The following is an 18037-nucleotide window of genomic DNA, read 5'->3' on the forward strand; positions in this document are numbered from 1 at the left end:
ACATCATCTGATGCCTCCTTTTGTTGTTACTCAAGAATGGTCGCGCCCAAAACCTGTTCAAAATGAGCCAAGGCCCACTGGTGTGATTGATCTGATATACTCGCAACTGCTGAACGAACAACCTCCAGCTTGTAGCCTAAATTGTAAGCGTCAATGGCAGTATGCAAGACACAGATATCGGTTAGGACTCCTGTTAAGACTACTGTATTAACACCACGTTCTCGCAGCCGAATATCCAAATCTGTCCCCGAAAAAGCAGAATAGTAGCGCTTATCTAACCAGAATACTTTAGGATCTTGTTTTATCTGTTGATAGACCTTGTCCAAAGGACCATAAAGGTCACGCCCTTTACTCCCCTTAAGATTATGAGGCGGGAAAAGCTTACTTTCTGGGTGCCATGGATCGTTCTCATCATGACAATCAATAGCAAAGAAAATATAGTCCCCTCGCTCAAATGCTTTTTCGGTCATCTCAGCTATGATTGACGCAATAGCTTGGGCAGCTTTTCCTGCACTCAACTTCCCATCATCTGCAACAAAATCGTTTGTGTAATCAATTGAAATCAATGCTCTCATCAAAATCTCCTAAACAGGGGAAGTCTCCCCTCATCTCCCCTATTGCTCTCAATTGTAACAACTTTATTTACAGGTGTCAAGACAGCCTGCTCCACCCAAAACAGAAACCAAAAAACACCTCTTAAAAAGAGATGTTTTCAGCTTAAAATTCTTTCAATTTATCAAAAATTCCCTCATTAATAACCTTGAGGTAGGTTCCCTTCATACCCAGAGAGCGACTTTCAATAATACCAGCACTTTCCAATTTACGAAGGGCATTGACGATCACAGATCGTGTAATACCGATACGGTCAGCGATGACTGACGCCGTTAAACGCCCCTCATTGCCATCAAGTTCACCTAAAATGGCAGCAACTGCTTTCATTTCAGAATATGATAAGGTATTAATTGCCATATTAACAGCCGTTTGCTTACGAATGGTTTCCTCAAGATTTTCCGTTTGCAAGTTTAACAACTGAATACCCACAACGGTACTAGAAATTTCAACCAAAATCAAATCTTCATCAAGAAATTTTTTGTCATTTCGCCAAATGATTAAAGACCCCAGACGCATACCACCACCATAAATTGGAGCAATTGTCGTTAAACCATCTGGATAAGTATCTTTTGATTCAATTGGGAAAATGGTTAATTCATTTTCTACAGGCAAGTTTGCTTCTGTATCATAAACACGACTAGCCGCTTTAACGTAAGAATCTGGGAATTGCTTTGCTTCAAAAAATTCTTCTACTCGGTCATTATTGGTTTTATATTTCATGGCGTAACCTAAAAGAGTACCGCCACCATTGATAATACATGCATTACAGTCAATGATATCAGCTAAGCGAGATGCCATTGCATTATAGGGCAATTCTGCATCCAAACTATCTACGGAACGCTGTAATATAGATGTGATTTTACGTGTTTTTTCTAATAAATTTGGCATGTGTCACCTTTTTCCTTCGATATATTTTGCGTCTCAATTATACCAAAGGATGTTAGATTTCGCAAGGAATTATCAGAAAATTTTTTATTATTTCTACAATTCTTGATTGATAGCCCTTAAGGTCCCCTTACACAAAAAAAGAAACCTGAAAACGACTCTCAGGTTTCATTTGATTTTCAGCAAATGAGAAAAAAATTAACGCTTACACTGTTTTAAAACACGTGTGATTTTCTCTTGAACATCTGCCAATTCTTCTACTCTAGGTAAGTAAACAATTCGGAAGTGATCTGGATCTTTCCAGTTAAATCCTCTTCCGTGAACTAGCATTACTTTTTCCTGTTTCAAAAGGTCTAACACAAATTGTTCATCATCATCAATACGGTACATTTGACGATCAATTTTAGGGAAAATATAAAGACCTGCCTTAGGTTTGACAGCTGATAATCCAGGGATATCATTGATGGCTTTGTGGATAAAATTACGTTGCTCAAAAATCCGACCACCAGGTAATAATAAATCATCAACAGACTGATGCCCTCCCAATGACGTTTGTACAACTTGCTGTGCTAAGACATTTGAACATAAACGCATATTTGCCAGCATATTGAGACCTTCAATATAACCTTTCACATGGTTTTTAGGACCAGAAAGGACCATCCATCCAACACGGAAACCAGCAATACGATGGGATTTTGATAAACCATTCATTGAGACACAAAAAACATCCGGAGCTAGACTAGCAATTGCAATATGTTTACCACCATCCATCACGAGACGATCATAAATTTCGTCAGCAAAAATAATTAACTGATGTTCTCGAGCAATGTCAACAATTTCCTCTAATAATTCTTTTGGATAAAGAGCTCCAGTGGGATTGTTTGGATTAATAATAACAATTGCTTTTGTTCTGTCAGTTACTTTAGACTTAATATCATCGATATCGGGATACCATTCTGCTTGCTCATCACAAATGTAATGCACCGCTTTACCGCCAGCTAAACTGACACAGGCTGTCCACAAGGGATAATCAGGCATTGGTACTAAAACCTCATCACCATCATCAAGTAAAGCCTGCATGGACATGGATATTAACTCAGATACACCATTGCCAAGATAAATGTCATTAATGTCAACTTCAGGAAAGTCTTTTAATTGACAGTATTGCATAATCGCTTTTCTGGCAGAAAAAATGCCTCTACTATCTGAATACCCCTCACTATTTCGAGCATTCAGAATTAAGTCTCTAATAACTTCATCAGGGGCTTCAAATCCGAAGGCAGCCGGATTTCCTGTATTAAGACGAAGGATTTTTTCACCATTTGCCATCATACGTTCAGCCTCTTCTAAAACAGGACCACGAATGTCATAGGCAACATGTTCTAGTTTTGATGATTTCTCAAAAATTTTCATAATCTGCACCTCGTAACAACCATTATAAACAAAAAAAAGATAAATAGGAAGAATTTATCCATAATTTTACTATGAAAAAAGCGATACTCTAAAATTTCAGAAAAGATATTAACCGCTTTCATTTTCTCGAAAAAAGGAGTATAATAACAGTAAATAAAGCAAAAGCTTTAGCAGGGCAAAAGGAGGTTCCACATATGGTACAAAAATACGAACACATTCTCGTTGCAGTTGATGGCTCTTACGAATCCGAATTAGCATTTGAAAAAGCCGTAAACGTCGCCTTAAGAAATAATGCCGAACTGGTCCTAACACACGTTATTGATACACGTGCTTTACAAAGTGTAGCCACTTTTGATACGTATATTTATGATAAATTGGAACAAGAAGCTAAGGAAGTTTTGTCTGACTTAGAAAAACAAGCCCGTGAACAAGGTATCACTAATATAAAACAAGTAATCGAATTTGGAAATCCAAAAAATCTTTTAGCGCACGACATTCCTGAACGTGAACATATCGATTTAATTATGGTTGGTGCAACTGGTTTGAACACCTTTGAACGTCTACTGATTGGATCATCCTCAGAATATATTATGCGACATGCAAAAGTCGATTTATTAGTCGTTCGCGATTCCAATAAAACATTATAAAAGGCCAAGGTGCTAATAAGCACCTTAGCCTTTTATTTTTCAAGTCTTTGCAAAGATTTTTGAAGTTGCTTATCCAACTCTTTTTTAATGGCTTTTTCAGGAGCATAATGCTTTTCCCAGTTAGCCGGTTTAAGAATCTTATGTGTTACGGGATCGAAGTGGGCTTTCCCATCAGGAAATAATTTTCCCATATTCGCCTCATGTACAGTCTCAAAAATAGGTTGAGGATCAACACCCATAAGGACAAATGAACCATAAGTGAAATAGAGCAAATCTGTTAAGGCATCTACCTGTCCCACCAATGGCGATTCAGAATATTCTTTAGATTGAACCTTAATAGCCGCACGATCGATGGCTGAGTGCATATCTAAAAGTGACTGGGTGAATTGATTTTTGTCCCCTTGACTAGCAGCAAATAAAAATTCGACCAGTTCTTCCACTTTGAAATCTGCTCGATGTCCAGCATCTTTAAGCGTGTAACTCTTTGGTGTCTCAATGGTATCACCATCCATAACACGGTGAAAGTCTTTAACTTTGTTGAAATTCTCATCGCGACTTTTAAAACTCTTCTCAACATCTAAATGAATAAGACCGTAGTGGGCAAGAGCTTTTGAGATACCACCATTATTATTGGAAGCTGTAATAAAATGGGCATCAGCCTTAAGGAGCTCGTCAGCATTGCCCATGGCAACGCCAACTCCTACTCCTCTTAACATTTCAATATCATTATCCGAATCCCCAAATGCCATAACTTCCGATAATTCAAAGCCAAACATGGCACCCAGACGCTCAATCCCTTTTATTTTTGATTGACCAACGGATATTAAATCAATGGAATAGGGACTACTTCGAGTGATTTTAATGTGAGGAAATTTATCTTTTATTTCTTGGGTTTCCTCTGCCGATGCTACCATTACGATCTGATAAATAGGTTCTCGCATAATGGTTACCAAGTTATTAAAACTTTGTGGTTTCACACGTCGGATTAAATGTTTAAAACTACCTTCAACAGTTGTTACCATACTTTTAGGAACGATACTGGAAACAACTTGTCCAAATGAGCTTGTACCCATATCGATAATGCGAGAACCCGCAAGACCTGATGCGGTTCCAAGTGATACTTCCTTTTTCTTATCACTGGCATAGCGAATGACTTTATAAATTAAGGATTTGGGTAATTGATTTTGATAGAGGATTTTATCTCTGGTCAGAATGTATTGACCATTGTAAGTAACCGCAAAATCTAAACCAAAATTTTCTAAAAAAGGTTGCACAAAAGCAGGACCTCGACCGGTAGCCAAGCCCACCAAGATACCTTGTTTTTTTAAACTTTGGATGGCCTTTTGCGTTGTCTTCTGAACGTTTTTACGATCATTTAGTAAGGTACCATCAATGTCAAAAAAGACTGCTTTAATTGTCAAAACCTTTAATACTCTCTTCTATATTATGATAAAATAGATTATATCACAAATTTGAAAGAAGTATGACAATAATGAAACAAATTCTAGTCTTACACACAGGTGGAACGATTTCCATGCAATCCGACGCCAGTGGAAAAGTTTCTCCAAACCTCATCAATCCCATGACTCAAGTGGGACTAGATCTTGAAAATATCCAATTAACCGTAATCGATTTTTTGAATCTTCCAAGCCCTCATATCGTTCCAAAACATATGCTCCAGATTTATCATAAAATCAAAGAGACGGCCATAGATTATGACGGCATTGTTATTACCCATGGAACAGACACCCTAGAAGAAACAGCCTATTTTTTAGATACCATGGAAATTCCTGATATCCCAATTGTCATTACAGGAGCCATGCGAAGCGCCAACGAAGTGGGCAGTGACGGTATTTACAATTATCTCACGGCTTTGCGTGTAGCCAGCCATGACAAATCTAAAGGGAAAGGTGTCTTAGTTGTCATGAACGATGAGATTCATGCTGCAAAATACGTCACCAAAACGCATACCACTAACATTTCAACCTTCCAAACACCAACCCATGGGCCATTAGGAATTGTCATGAAAGACGATTTGCTCTTTTTTAAAACGGCAGAACCACGCGTTCGCTTTGATTTGCAAAGCATTTCTGGAACAGTTCCAATCGTCAAAGCCTATGCCGGTATGGGGGATGGGAGTATTTTAAGTCTTCTTAGTCCCGATAACATCCAAGGACTGGTCATTGAAGCCCTCGGCGCTGGAAATATCCCACCATTAGCAACCCCTGAAGTTGAAAAACTTATAGCCTACGGCATCCCCGTTGTCCTTGTTTCCCGTTGCTTCAACGGTATCGCAGAACCCGTCTATGCTTATCAAGGAGGCGGAGCCATGCTCCATGATGCAGGCGTTATGTTTGTCAAAGAACTAAATGCCCCAAAAGCAAGGTTAAAACTCCTAATTGCCCTTAATGCTGGGCTAAAAGGCCAAACCCTAAAGGAGTATATTGAAGGTTAACAAAATATCCTAGCTAGTTCCCTAGCTAGGACTTTTCATTATGGAAGAATATTGCCTGCGCTCCGATAGATGTCATACCATTCCTGACGGCTGAGTGTGACAGAATAAGCTTGAGCAATTTTCTTAAGTCGGTCAGGATTCATAGAACCAACAATAGCTTGCATTTGAGCAGGATGTCTTAAAATCCATGCAATGATGATTGCTTCATTAGCGACCTGATAGCCTTGCGCTAAACGCTCGATCGTTTCATTTAATTCTTGATAATCAGGATTACCAGTAAACAGTCCTTTTTCAAGATCAATTTGGAAAGGAGACCAAGCTTGAATGGTTAATCCATTCAAGCGACAATATTCAACAGTTCCATTATCACGGTCAATACCCGCCTGATTACGCATGTTAACATTAAGTCCTGCATCAAACATTGGTGTATGTGCAGGAGATAGTTGCATTTGATTAACCACTAATTTGTGATCAAGATAAGCATTCAATAATTCCATTTGATATCTGTTCTGATTGGAAACTCCAAAATGTTTTACCTTACCAGCTTTTTCCAGTTGTGTGAAAGCCTCAGCTACTTCTTCTGGCTCAACCAGAACATCTGGTCGGTGTAAGACAAGAAAATCCAAATAGTCTGTGTCAAGGCGTTGTAAAATACCATCAACAGATTCCATAATATGCTCTTTAGAAAAATCAAAGAACCCTTTTCGAATACCGCATTTTGATTGCAGAAGGTAATCCTCACGTTTTAGCCCTAATTGCTTAGCTGCCTGACGGAATCTTATTTCAGATTCGCCGCCTCCATAGATGTCTGCATGATCAATAAAGGTAATTCCTGCTTCTAATGCTGTTGCAAGGACTTTTTCAGCTTCAGATACCTCTAAAGCAGCCATTCTCATACAACCTAAGGCAATTCGAGAAGCCTGTATATCTGTCTGACCAATAGTTTGAAGTGTCATCTTATTCTCCTTTGAAATTATCATAAGATTATTATAGCATTTTTTGAAAACGATTTCCGTAAAAAGACTCTCTTTTCAATCTGAAAAACATCGGTAAACTAAGACTTAATCAAAGTTTTGATGATCTCTTAAATGTTTCTGGACACATGCCCATCGAGAATCATCTTGCCAATTTTCTTGTCCAGTGATAAGAGTTGCCACTCGTCTTGCCTCTTCTAAAATTGGATAATCTTCCACTAAATCGGCTGTTTTAAATTCGGGAATACCGGATTGTCTGGTCCCAAAAATTTCTCCTGATCCACGCATTTTCAAATCTGCTTCAGCTAATATAAAACCATCATTGGTGTTTGTCATAATTTTCATGCGCTCCTTGCCTGTTTCAGTCTTGGGATTTGCAACTAAAATAGCATAGGATTGTTTGTGACCACGTCCCACGCGTCCTCTTAATTGATGCAATTGACTTAGGCCAAAACGATCCGCATCCATGATAAGCATAATGGTTGCATTTGGGACATTGACTCCAACCTCAATAACTGTCGTCGATACCAAGATATCAATCTGACCTTTTTTAAATGTCTGCATGATGGTATCTTTTTCTTCATTCTTCATTTTACCATGCATTAAGGCAATTCTTGCTTTTTCTTTAAAATAGGCTTTTAACTCTTGTTCTAAAGCGACAGCATTTTTTAAATCCAATGCCTCTGATTCCTCGATCAATGGTGAAATCACATAGACTTGGGCACCTTTTTCAATCTCTTGAGTCATCCAGTGCAAAACTGTATCCAATTGCTGATGCTTAACCCATCGCGTAAGAATGGGCTTTCGTCCTGCTGGTAATTCATCGATAATTGATACATCCATCTCCCCATAAGCTGTTATGGCTAGTGTCCTAGGTATGGGAGTTGCTGTCATCATAAGGACATCGGGATTTTCGCCTTTTTCGCGAAAAATTCGGCGTTGTTTGACACCAAATCGGTGTTGCTCATCAGTAATGACCAAACCAAGTTGATGGTATTGAACAGCATCTTGAATCAAAGCATGGGTTCCCACAATCATATCCACATTACCTTCAGCAATAGCTGATAAGGCAGCTCTTTTTTCTGCAACCTTCATCCCTGATTTTAAAATGGCAATTGACAATTCAGGAAAAAGCTCTTGCAAACTGGTGTAATGCTGTTCAGCTAAAATCTCTGTTGGTACCATAAGTGCCGATTGATAGCCAGCAGTATAAGCAGCATACATGGCCAAGCTAGCAATAACTGTCTTTCCAGAACCGACATCACCTTGTAAGAGACGATTCATATGCTGACCTGAACTCATGTCTTTTAATATGTCTTGAAGACTCCTGTTTTGAGCATTTGTTAATGGGAAAGGTAAGCTCTTGATTTTTTCAGATAAAAGATCCTTACTATAGGCCATTTTTAATCCAGCTGTTTCAGCTTTATTGGCATGTTTTAAAACTTGCAAATTCATTTGAAAATAGAAAAGTTCTTCAAATTTGATTCGCCTCAAAGCTTGTTTGTAGTCCCTTAAATCATTAGGAAAATGCATGGCTTTTATGGCTGCCTGCCTTGGCATCAGACGGTAGTTTTGGAGTAACTGTTGTGGTATATTTTCCGGAATCGTTTCAAGCAAACCTGTATCAAAGGCTGATTTTATGGCTTTAAGGAGTGACGATTGACTAATACCTTGTGCTACATGATAAACAGGTTGTAAATCATCCTCTACCGTTATTAACAATTTCATTCCCGTCAAACTGGCTTTTTTTTGATCCCATTTGCCAAAAACAGCTATTTCTTGGTTTAAGGTAACTTTATCAGCCAAGTAAGGTTGATTAAAGAAATTCACAGCAATGACCAATTCCCCCTGTTTGACTTTGAAACTTAGTCTATTACGTTTGAATCCATAATATTGGACAGTAGCTGGTGTAACAACCATTCCTGTCACAACAGCTTTTTCACCATCTTGTAAATCAAATACGGATTTACTCTTAAAATCCTCATAGCGAAAAGGGTAATAGAGTAAAAGATCTTCAATTGTAAAGATTCCTAGTTTTTGAAATTTTTCAGCTGATTTTGGGCCCAAACCTTTTAGTTCTGAAATGGGTGACTGTAAGTGCATGATCTTTTCCCCTAACCTTTTTAAAACTCTTGTATCTATTATACAAGAGTTTCTTTATATTTTCAGTTAATATAGTGTCTTGGAATGCGGTCGCTAAGGAGACAGAGGACTTCATAATTGATTGTTCCTCTTTTTTCAGCGATATCCGTTGCTGAAATCATTTGATAACCCTCCTGACCAATTAAGGTCACTTCTTGTCCGATGTCAAAAGCTTTTGGTAAGCGAACTGTCAGTTGGTCCATTGAAACGCGACCAATAATTTCACAAAGATGACCATCAATGATAACAGAATACCCTTGCATATCTCTAGTCCAACCGTCTGCATAACCAATTGGAAGAGTTCCTACATACTCTTCTGTTTTGGCAGTGTAAGTTGCACCATAACCTACCGTATCACCAGCCTTAATTTTCTTAATGTGAACCAATCGTGAACTTAATGAAAGGGCTGGCTTAAGGGGATAGGGCAAATTTAAGGTTTTTCCACTTGGATTTAAACCATAGATGACAATCCCTAAACGAACTGCATTAAAAATGGTATCACTGTGCCAGAGACTAGTAGCTGAGTTACTAGCGTGAACAAGTTCTGGCTTAATAGCTAAAGCATTCACCAAATCTGTAAAGAATGCTAATTGTTGATGAAATTTATCAGTATTTTCTTCATCTGCGGTTGCAAAATGTGTAAAAATACCATCTACATGCGCCCCACTCTTAGTAAGACCAGTAATTAATTGATTAGCTTCTTCTAGTGACCTTACTCCAATTCGTCCCATACCTGAATCAACCTTAACATGAACATGTAGTTGAGCTAAGTCTTTTTGACAAGCTTTGGCTGACTCTAACCATTCATTACTTGCAACCGTAATGGTGATGCCATGTTCAATGGCTAGCGGAATTTCATTGGCAAGGATAACTCCTAAAATGAGAATATCTTTTTCAATGCCAGCTTGTCTCAATTCCAAGGCTTCATCTAAATTAGAAACACAAAAAGCATCAACTTCTTCATCCACAGCTTTTGCAACTTGTATAGCACCATGTCCATAGGCATTGGCTTTAACAACAGCAAAGGTTTTTGTGGTACTTGAAATATGTTCTTGAACTGCTTTAATATTATCTCTAATCACTTGTAAATCAACAGTTGCCACCGTTGGTCGATGTAAACTTGAAATCACTTTTCTTCCTCCAAAATCACACTACTTTGAACAAAATCACCACTATGAGAAATACTAATCCATGCCTTACCTGTAAATGGAGAACGGTTAATAAAGGGTTTCCCTTTTTCATCAGAAAGGACTTCAATGTCCTGAAAACTTAAGTTACCGATTCCAGTCCCCATTGCTTTTGCAAAAGCCTCCTTAGCAGACCATCTGCCAGCTAAGTAGGAGATTTGCCGTTTCCCCTTATAAGCTTCAAAAATGTCGAATTCCTTTTGAGTAAGGACTTTTTGTGCAAAACGTGGCTGTCGTTTATAAGCCTTCTCTACGGCTGAGATTTCTTGTAAATCAATACCATGTCCAATAATCATACGATTACCCAAATTGTCTTTCTTATTTGCTGATGGTTTTGTCATTAAACGCCAGAAGCCAAGACACAGTCTTAGCTTCATCACTATTTAAAATCATTGATTTTAGCATTTTTTTAAAATGCTTTTCGTCCATGACAATTTTTAAACTTCTTACCTGAACCACATGGACACAGGTCATTACGTTTGACATGTGAGTAATCTTGAGTTGAGCTTTCGCTAGATTGGTTAGATTGGGCAGCAATATTTTGTGCAGCTGTGGTTCTAGCATTCGGAGAAACACGTTCACGTTCTTGTTCATGAATTTGTGCCTTCATCATTGTCCGTGTGACATCAAACTCAATAGCTCCTATCATGTCTTGGAACATTTTAAACCCTTCTGATTGGTATTCAACCACCGGATTGTTCTGAGCATAGCCACGAAGGCCAACAGAGTTACGCAATTGATCCAAGGCATCAATATGTTCCGTCCATTTATTGTCTACAATCATAAGAATAAGCACTTTTTGGAATTCTAAAACAGCTTCTTGATCATGCAATTTAGAAATCTGACTTTCGTAAATTGCCAATGCACGTTTATAGAGCTCTTCTTTGATTTGATCATCTTTTAGGGAACGTAAGTCCTTAGCTGAGATAGAGTCTTCCGGAACAATATTGGTTCTAGCAAATGCTACAATCGCATCAATAGCGTCATTACGATTGCTACGTGCATGAGCATCAACTGTTCGTTTAATAGTCCTTTTAATCATGGCTTTGATTTCAGGGCCTAAATCTCGATTGGCTGTAATGACATCACGACGGTTAGCATAAATGATTTCCCTTTGCTCACGCATAACATCATCGTATTGCAAGACTTGCTTACGGGTATCATAGTTGTTTCCTTCAACCCTTTTTTGAGCTGACTCAACTTGGCGCGCAAGCATACCTGACTTAATTACAGCATCTTCTTCCTCAAGACGCATTCTATCTAGAAAGGCCTTGATTCTGTCTGAACCAAAACGTCTCATGAGATCGTCTTCTAATGAAAGGTAAAATTGTGATTCACCTGGATCCCCTTGACGTCCGGCACGTCCACGCAACTGATTATCAATACGACGACTTTCATGACGTTCCGTACCAATAACACACAAACCTCCAAGTTCACGAACACCTTCACCCAATTTGATGTCGGTACCACGACCAGCCATGTTGGTTGCAATGGTGACGGCTCCGCGTTGACCAGCATTCATGATAATTTGTGCCTCTTTAAAGTGGTTTTTAGCATTCAATACTTCATGAGGAACGCCAGCAGCCACAAGTTGTTTTGAAATGTAATCACTGGTTTCAACAGCTACTGTACCGACTAAGACGGGTTGCCCTTTCTCATGACGAGCTTTGACGTCCGCAATAACAGCTCTAAATTTAGACGCAAGTGTTGGGTAAAGTAAATCCGTGTGATCCAAACGAGCTACAGGTTTGTTGGTAGGGATTGGAATGATTCGCATGTTGTAAACTTCGCGGAATTCTTCTTCCTCTGTTTTTGCAGTACCAGTCATTCCTGCTAGTTTTTTGTACATGCGGAACATATTTTGATAAGTAATAGATGCGCTTGTTTTGGATTCTTCCTGAATGCTTACGCCTTCTTTGGCTTCAATGGCTTGGTGTAAACCATCGGAGAAGCGACGTCCTTCCATGGTACGACCTGTAAATTGGTCGACAATCAAAATTTCACCATCTTCACTGACGACATAATCAATGTCTAAGAGCATGATGTAGTTAGCTCTTAAAGCATTGTCTATGAAGTGGGTTAAAGCAACATTATCAATATCATAAAGGTTCTTAAGGTTAAAATAGCTTTCAGCTTTGTCAATTCCTGAATCACTCAAACCAATTGTCTTTGTCGGAACATCGATAATATAGTCATCTTTCTTCAAGGTTTTAACAAACATGTCAGCTCGGACATACAATTGGTTCGTTTCAGAACTTACTGCTCCAGAAACAATCAAAGGTGTACGAGCCTCGTCGATTAATACCGAATCGACCTCGTCGACCAAAGCAAAGTTAAGAGGTCTTTGAACCATATCTTCTTGGCGAACAACCATATTATCACGTAAGTAGTCAAAGCCAACTTCCGAGTTAGTTGAATAAGTAATATCACATAAATAAGCCTCACGCTTTTCTGCAGGGGATTTGGCAGCTAAGTTAATACCTACAGAAAGCCCTAACCAACTATAGACTTCACCCATTTCAGTGGCATCACGTGTTGATAGATATTCATTAACTGTGATAACATGAACCCCTTCACCTGCTAAGGCATTAAGGTAAACTGGCATGGTGGCTGTTAAAGTCTTTCCTTCACCTGTACGCATTTCAGGGACGTCACCGTTATGGAGAACAACTCCCCCCATAATTTGGACACGATAAGGGTATAACCCCAAAACACGTCTAGAAGCCTCACGAACTACCGCAAATGCCTCAGGTAGCAAGTCTTCTAGAGTCTCTCCTTCTTGGTAACGTTTTTTAAATTCAGGAGTCTTTGCTTGTAACTCTTGGTCTGTCAAAGCTTCCATCTCATCAGCGTAAGCTTCAACTTTTTTTGCAATTTTTTCGAGTTTTCTAATTTCGCCTTTGTCATTTTCAATGACTTTGCGTAGAATATTTGCCATTCTAATTCCTTTCGATCATCTTATCAATTCATTTTAACATAATTAGCCTATCTGTACAAGAAATCCCGATAAAAGAAAAGAGAAAGGGTAGGCTTTTAAAATCCCTTTCTCTCGCTATTTGAACTTAGATTTAGAAGAAAATTAAAGACTGTTTGGATGACTCACAATCATTTCTAATCGACCATCAAATGTCCAGGCTTTCACATCATTAGGAAGAATAAAATGCATGCCTTTTTTAATGTCATAAGCTTCAGAACCAACGGCCAAAGTCCCTTGACCATCTAAAACACTAATCAATAAATAGGGTGCGGTCTGTTTCATGTCGACCAATCCCTCTGTCACCCATTTGTAAACGGTGAAGAAGGGATTTGAAACAAGACAAGTATTAAGAAGGTGGTCCGCCAGCGTTGTAGCTGGAACACTATTTTCAGGTTTACCAAGATTTAAGACATCAACAGATTGCTTAATATGTAAATCCCTCAAGTTTCCTTCTGCATCTTTACGATCAAAATCATAAACACGATAAGTGGTATCACTAGATTGTTGGGTTTCCAATATCATAATACCTTTACCAATAGCATGCATGGTTCCGCTTGGAACATAGAAGAAATCCCCTGCTTGAACTGGGACTTTTGTCAGTAAATTGTCCCAGTCACCGGCTTCTATCAAAGCCTTAAGCTCTTCCTTAGATTGCGCATTGTGTCCATAAATAATCTCTGAACCTGGCTCCGCGGAAATAATATACCAACACTCTGTCTTACCAAGCTCGCCTTCGTGTTCCATTCCATAAGCATCATCTGGATGCACTTGAACACTAAGCCAGTCATTAGCATCTAAAATTTTTGTCAATAGCGGGAATACTTTTTCCTTAGGATTACCAAAATAAGCAGGATTTTCTGCGTAGACACGATCCAATTTCTGCCCCGCAAACTGACCATTTGAAATAGTTGAAACACCATTAGGATGAGCTGAAATTGCCCAATACTCACCAGTTGTTTCAGTTGGAATTTCATAATTGAAAACATCTCTTAATTTGGTGCCACCCCAAATTTTATCATGCATACAAGATTCTAGGAAAAACGGTTCTGCCATTACAAGCCTCTTTTCTAAACTAATACTATAATATATCCATTATAGCATTTTTTACCTCTAATTGACCACTTTCGGCCAATTGACGCATCCAATAGCCTGATTTTTTCAGAGATTTGACCTGGTTATGGATGTTATTGGTAACTAAGCCATAACGATTGCGATAAGCATTAGCCCATGACCAACAATCAATCGGTGTCCACAAATGGTAGCCTAGGCAGTTACTCCCTTCGCTGATACCTCGATGTAACCAATAGAGATGCTCAGTTATAAATTGAATGCGATAATCATCTTCAATTACGCCGTCTTCGTTAAGGTAACGATCTTCTCGAGAAACACCCATACCATTTTCACTGATATACCATTGAATATTATCATAGTTTTCTTGAATATCTTTGGCAATATCGTAAACTGCTTTTGGATAGATTTCCCAACCTTTGTCAACATTCATACGAGCCATTGGCATTTCGTAGGCTTGCCAGAATTTGGTTGGCAAGAAGTCAACAGCCAAGCTATTGTAGGAATATTTAGGGCGTTGAACACGGTTCGGATGATAGAAATTAACGCCGAGAATGTCAATAATGTTATTTTTTATGATTTCTAATTCTTCTTGGTCAGTCTGCCAAAGAGCACCTTCTTTTTCTAAAAGGGCAACCAATTCAGCTGGGAATTCACCCTTGCTACTTGCATCCATAAAGAGACGGTTGTACCATAGGTCAGCTACATGTGCTGCGTAGAGGTCTTCTTTTTCTTGAGTGGCAGGATAGGCTGGAGTTAGATTTAAAATAATCCCGATTTGGCCATCTAAATCAAGGGCACGATATTTTGCGATAGCTTTACTACTAGCTAATTGGAGATTGTAAGCAACTTGAACAGCAGCTTTGCCATCGACACGTTTAGGGTAGTGGAATTGTTCTAAATAGCCACCCTCAACCACCACGAGGGGTTCATTGTGCGTAAACCAATATTTAACACGGTCGCCAAAAAGTTGGAAACATTTTTCCGCAAAACCAGCAAATAAGTCTACCACATGCTTGCTTTCCCAACCACCATACTTATGCAATAATTCTACTGGAATATCAAAATGATGGAGTGTAAAGAAAGGAGTAATTCCTTGAGCAATAAATTCATCAATAACCGCATTATAGAAGGCTGCTGCTTCCTCATTAACAGTATTTGTCTCTAGGTCATCAATTAAGCGTGACCATTGAATAGAAGTTCTCACTGTATTAAGACCACAATCTTTCATCAATTGGATATCAGACTTATAATCATAATAAAAGTTTGAAGCTGTATCTGGCCCTACATGGTTATAAAAATCGTGAGGGGCAATATCATACCAGTAATCCATGACATTTTGGTGTTGTTTTTTAAATGAACCTTCTGATTGGGGACCACTTGTTGCTGCACCCCACCAAAAATTTTTGGGAAATTCTAATTGTGTCATTTTATCTCTCCTTTATGAAAAAACGGAGTTGGAATTTGCATCCAACTCCATTACTATAATCTTTAAATTTTATCTGCTTTATCAACCATTTTAAGGAATGGGAACCAGATTAATCCGATAACGATAACTTGAACTAATTGCAATAATGACCCCATAATTGAGTTGGTTGCAAGGAAGCCAGAAATGAATATAGGCATTGTCCAAGGAACTTGTGCACCAGTTGTTAATGGTACCAAACCACTGGCGAAACCAAGGTAAGCCACGATAACAGAAACGATTGGCGCTAATAACCAAGGGATGAAGATACTTGCATTCATAACGATTGGAAGACCAAAAATAACTGGTTCGTTTACGTTGAAGATACCAGGTCCTAGGGCAAAACGTCCAACTTCTTTATATTGTTTGCTCTTCATGATGAAAGCCATCATTAAAACAACAATTAAGGTTGACCCTGAACCACCTAAACCAACGGTAAAGGTATCCATAAATGATTTGGTAACGATATGACCATGTTCTGCTAAAGCTGCTGCACCTTGTTTTGTCAATTCGGCGTTGTCTAACATGTTAGTTTGCCAGAATGGTTCAAATACTGAGTTAACAATAACTTGTCCATGAAGACCAAAGAACCATAAGAATTGAACAAAGAAGAGGGCAACGATGGTTGCTGGTAAACTTGTTCCTAAACCAGTCAATGGTTTTTGAATAAGATTGTAGATAACATCATGAAGGTTTGTATGGAAAAGTGAGACCATAAGAGCATTCACAATCAAGAAAACCATTAAGGTTCCAAGTGCTGGAATTAAGGCTGAGAATGATTTTGAAACTGCTGGTGGCACACTTTCAGGCATTTTAATCGTAAATCCACGTTTTGTTAAATAAGCAAAAAGTTTAGCTGCAATAAAGGCTGCGATGATGCCTAGGAACATTCCTTTAGCCCCTAAACGATCTAAGCTAAGTGCTCCGTTGGCTTGAGCGGCCACTTTGCCATCGGCACCTAAGACGTCAAAGAAAAATGGTGTCAAAATTAAGAATGAAGACAAGGCAACGACTGCTGAGTAAATCCCTTCTTCAAGTTCTTCTGATTTGGCCATGTAGTAACCAATACCAAGGGTTACGAAGATGGTCATGATTGACATGGTTGCACTTTGACCATTACCAAAGAGGTTGGCAAATGTAGCTTTTAAGCTATCCGGCCAGAAAGGTAGATTATTGAAAACGACGATCAATGATCCAAACATTGTTAGTGGGAAAGATAACATAAAAGCATCACGAAGAACTAATAAATATTTATTGTTCCCTAAAACTGTCGCTACCGGTAATATCTTTTCACTTAGCATATCCATAAATTTAGTCATGGTAATCTCCTTTTACTAGTGACTAGTAGTATTTGTAAGAATAGTATACCATTTATGAAATTTATTTCAATACATTTTTAAAGATAAAATTTATTTTAAATTTTGATTGACATAGGCTGCTAGAATTTCTGACAAAATCAGGAAGAGGGAACGGTTATCCAATTGATAAAAATCTCCAGAGGGATTGCGTAATTGCATAACATTGGAGGGTAGAATAACTAATTCTGTTGCATACTGTCTGATGTAGGGACTATCGACCATTGTAACGATGATGACCTGACAGCCGACGGCCTTAGCCGCTTCAAATAATTCTTCAAAATCCTTGTTACCTGTTACAGTGTAAAAAAGGAGGACATGTTCTTTTGTCAGGGTTCTAGACAGGTAATACATTTTGGTTTTACTGGTAATGCTTTCCGTATATTTGTCCTGATAGAGTAGAGAATAGACCAATTGTTCAGCACTTAGACCAGAACTCCCGATACCTAAAACCTTAATGAGGTCAGATGAGGCTAATTTTTTAGCAATGCGATGTAATTGTCCTTCGTCTAATTGGCTTTCTAATAAGGCAATGTTATCTCGATAATTATTTAGAACCTTAGACATTATTTTCTTACTTTGTCCTTTAGGTTCCTTCTGTTTTTTTTGCGAAGATTCTTCTAATCCAATTTTTAAATCCGGCAATCCCTTGTAACCAATCTTTTTTGCTAAGCGAACTAAGGCTGCCGGTGAGGTTTCAATCAATTGGGCGGCATCTTGAACATTATGATTAATGAGATAATCTGGATGTTCTAATAAACAATTGTAAATCTTTTTGTCAGTCTTGGTTAGGTTGGTGAAATTTACTGATATCCGTTCTTTAAAATCCATCTTTATTCCTTTATTCTCTTATTTTC

At 38.5% G+C, this 18037-nt stretch carries 15 protein-coding genes; 2 read left to right on the top strand and 13 right to left on the bottom strand.

Annotated features, from left to right (window positions below; all coding sequences use genetic code 11):
* Positions 1-26: 26 nt before the first annotated feature.
* The 3 genes from DQM95_RS08360 to DQM95_RS08370 form a co-directional block, all read right to left on the bottom strand.
* The gene (locus tag DQM95_RS08360) at positions 27-578 is read right to left on the bottom strand and encodes a cysteine hydrolase family protein (RefSeq protein ID WP_172455889.1); all 552 of its coding nucleotides are present in this window, start codon (positions 576-578) and stop codon (positions 27-29) included.
* A 139-nt stretch (positions 579-717) separates the two neighbouring features.
* The gene (gene codY, locus DQM95_RS08365) at positions 718-1500 is read right to left on the bottom strand and encodes a GTP-sensing pleiotropic transcriptional regulator CodY (RefSeq protein ID WP_037592735.1); all 783 of its coding nucleotides are present in this window, start codon (positions 1498-1500) and stop codon (positions 718-720) included.
* 195 nt (positions 1501-1695) lie between these two features.
* Positions 1696-2910 (bottom strand): pyridoxal phosphate-dependent aminotransferase, encoded by a 1215-nt coding sequence (locus DQM95_RS08370; RefSeq protein WP_037592734.1) that lies wholly within the window; start codon positions 2908-2910, stop codon positions 1696-1698.
* 194 nt (positions 2911-3104) lie between these two features.
* Here DQM95_RS08370 and DQM95_RS08375 point away from each other — a divergent pair, with 194 nt between their 5' ends.
* Entirely contained in the window at positions 3105-3557 is a 453-nt protein-coding gene (locus DQM95_RS08375) for a universal stress protein (protein ID WP_015911838.1), read from the top strand.
* A 32-nt stretch (positions 3558-3589) separates the two neighbouring features.
* Here the strand turns inward: DQM95_RS08375 and DQM95_RS08380 are convergent, their stop codons facing one another.
* Positions 3590-4978: a Cof-type HAD-IIB family hydrolase gene (locus tag DQM95_RS08380; RefSeq protein ID WP_015911839.1), complete on the bottom strand. Its 1389-nt coding sequence runs from the start codon at positions 4976-4978 to the stop codon at positions 3590-3592.
* Between the two features lie 71 nt (positions 4979-5049).
* On the opposite strand from DQM95_RS08380, the gene DQM95_RS08385 reads away from it, so the two are divergent.
* On the top strand, positions 5050-6012 hold the full coding sequence (locus tag DQM95_RS08385; RefSeq protein WP_037592732.1) for an asparaginase: 963 nt from the start codon (positions 5050-5052) through the stop codon (positions 6010-6012).
* Positions 6013-6050: 38 nt separating this feature from the next.
* Here DQM95_RS08385 and DQM95_RS08390 read toward each other — a convergent pair whose 3' ends face one another.
* The 9 genes from DQM95_RS08390 to DQM95_RS08430 all read right to left on the bottom strand — a co-directional run bounded on the left by DQM95_RS08390 (position 6051) and on the right by DQM95_RS08430 (position 18011).
* On the bottom strand, positions 6051-6968 hold the full coding sequence (locus DQM95_RS08390) for an aldo/keto reductase (protein ID WP_015911841.1): 918 nt from the start codon (positions 6966-6968) through the stop codon (positions 6051-6053).
* Positions 6969-7073: 105 nt separating this feature from the next.
* Positions 7074-9089, bottom strand: a complete 2016-nt coding sequence (gene recG / locus DQM95_RS08395) for an ATP-dependent DNA helicase RecG (protein WP_037592731.1) — start codon at positions 9087-9089, stop codon at positions 7074-7076.
* Positions 9090-9151: 62 nt separating this feature from the next.
* Entirely contained in the window at positions 9152-10258 is a 1107-nt protein-coding gene (gene alr, locus DQM95_RS08400) for an alanine racemase (protein WP_037592730.1), read from the bottom strand.
* Complete coding sequence (gene acpS, locus DQM95_RS08405) at positions 10255-10611, bottom strand: holo-ACP synthase (RefSeq protein WP_015911844.1); 357 nt, start codon at positions 10609-10611, stop codon at positions 10255-10257. The genes alr and acpS overlap by 4 nt, the downstream gene beginning before the upstream one ends.
* A gap of 113 nt (positions 10612-10724) precedes the next feature.
* Positions 10725-13253: a preprotein translocase subunit SecA gene (gene secA / locus DQM95_RS08410; RefSeq protein ID WP_037592729.1), complete on the bottom strand. Its 2529-nt coding sequence runs from the start codon at positions 13251-13253 to the stop codon at positions 10725-10727.
* Between the two features lie 141 nt (positions 13254-13394).
* Positions 13395-14345 (bottom strand): mannose-6-phosphate isomerase, class I, encoded by a 951-nt coding sequence (manA, locus tag DQM95_RS08415; RefSeq protein WP_037592728.1) that lies wholly within the window; start codon positions 14343-14345, stop codon positions 13395-13397.
* A 25-nt stretch (positions 14346-14370) separates the two neighbouring features.
* A complete protein-coding gene (locus tag DQM95_RS08420; protein WP_046391575.1) occupies positions 14371-15789 on the bottom strand; it encodes a glycoside hydrolase family 1 protein in 1419 nt (472 codons plus the stop codon).
* 62 nt (positions 15790-15851) lie between these two features.
* Positions 15852-17144 carry a PTS cellobiose transporter subunit IIC gene (celB, locus tag DQM95_RS08425; protein WP_015911848.1) on the bottom strand — a complete coding sequence of 431 codons (1293 nt, stop codon included), beginning with the start codon at positions 17142-17144 and terminating at the stop codon, positions 15852-15854.
* A 90-nt stretch (positions 17145-17234) separates the two neighbouring features.
* Positions 17235-18011: a MurR/RpiR family transcriptional regulator gene (locus DQM95_RS08430; protein ID WP_037592727.1), complete on the bottom strand. Its 777-nt coding sequence runs from the start codon at positions 18009-18011 to the stop codon at positions 17235-17237.
* Positions 18012-18037 lie beyond the last annotated feature (26 nt).

The organism is Streptococcus uberis (assembly GCF_900475595.1).
Lineage (GTDB): Bacteria > Bacillota > Bacilli > Lactobacillales > Streptococcaceae > Streptococcus > Streptococcus uberis.

What these genes read in the sequence shown, in the direction of transcription:
- codY (WP_037592735.1), bottom strand. Translation starts at nt 1,500, where the DNA reads ATGCCAAATTTATTAGAAAAAACACGTAAAATCACATCTATATTACAG.
- DQM95_RS08385 (WP_037592732.1), top strand. Translation starts at nt 5,050, where the DNA reads ATGAAACAAATTCTAGTCTTACACACAGGTGGAACGATTTCCATGCAA.
- DQM95_RS08390 (WP_015911841.1), bottom strand. Translation starts at nt 6,968, where the DNA reads ATGACACTTCAAACTATTGGTCAGACAGATATACAGGCTTCTCGAATT.
- manA (WP_037592728.1), bottom strand. Translation starts at nt 14,345, where the DNA reads ATGGCAGAACCGTTTTTCCTAGAATCTTGTATGCATGATAAAATTTGG.
- DQM95_RS08420 (WP_046391575.1), bottom strand. Translation starts at nt 15,789, where the DNA reads ATGACACAATTAGAATTTCCCAAAAATTTTTGGTGGGGTGCAGCAACA.
- DQM95_RS08430 (WP_037592727.1), bottom strand. Translation starts at nt 18,011, where the DNA reads ATGGATTTTAAAGAACGGATATCAGTAAATTTCACCAACCTAACCAAG.
- recG (WP_037592731.1), bottom strand. Translation starts at nt 9,089, where the DNA reads ATGCACTTACAGTCACCCATTTCAGAACTAAAAGGTTTGGGCCCAAAA.
- DQM95_RS08375 (WP_015911838.1), top strand. Translation starts at nt 3,105, where the DNA reads ATGGTACAAAAATACGAACACATTCTCGTTGCAGTTGATGGCTCTTAC.
- secA (WP_037592729.1), bottom strand. Translation starts at nt 13,253, where the DNA reads ATGGCAAATATTCTACGCAAAGTCATTGAAAATGACAAAGGCGAAATT.
- acpS (WP_015911844.1), bottom strand. Translation starts at nt 10,611, where the DNA reads ATGATTATTGGACATGGTATTGATTTACAAGAAATCTCAGCCGTAGAG.
- celB (WP_015911848.1), bottom strand. Translation starts at nt 17,144, where the DNA reads ATGACTAAATTTATGGATATGCTAAGTGAAAAGATATTACCGGTAGCG.
- DQM95_RS08370 (WP_037592734.1), bottom strand. Translation starts at nt 2,910, where the DNA reads ATGAAAATTTTTGAGAAATCATCAAAACTAGAACATGTTGCCTATGAC.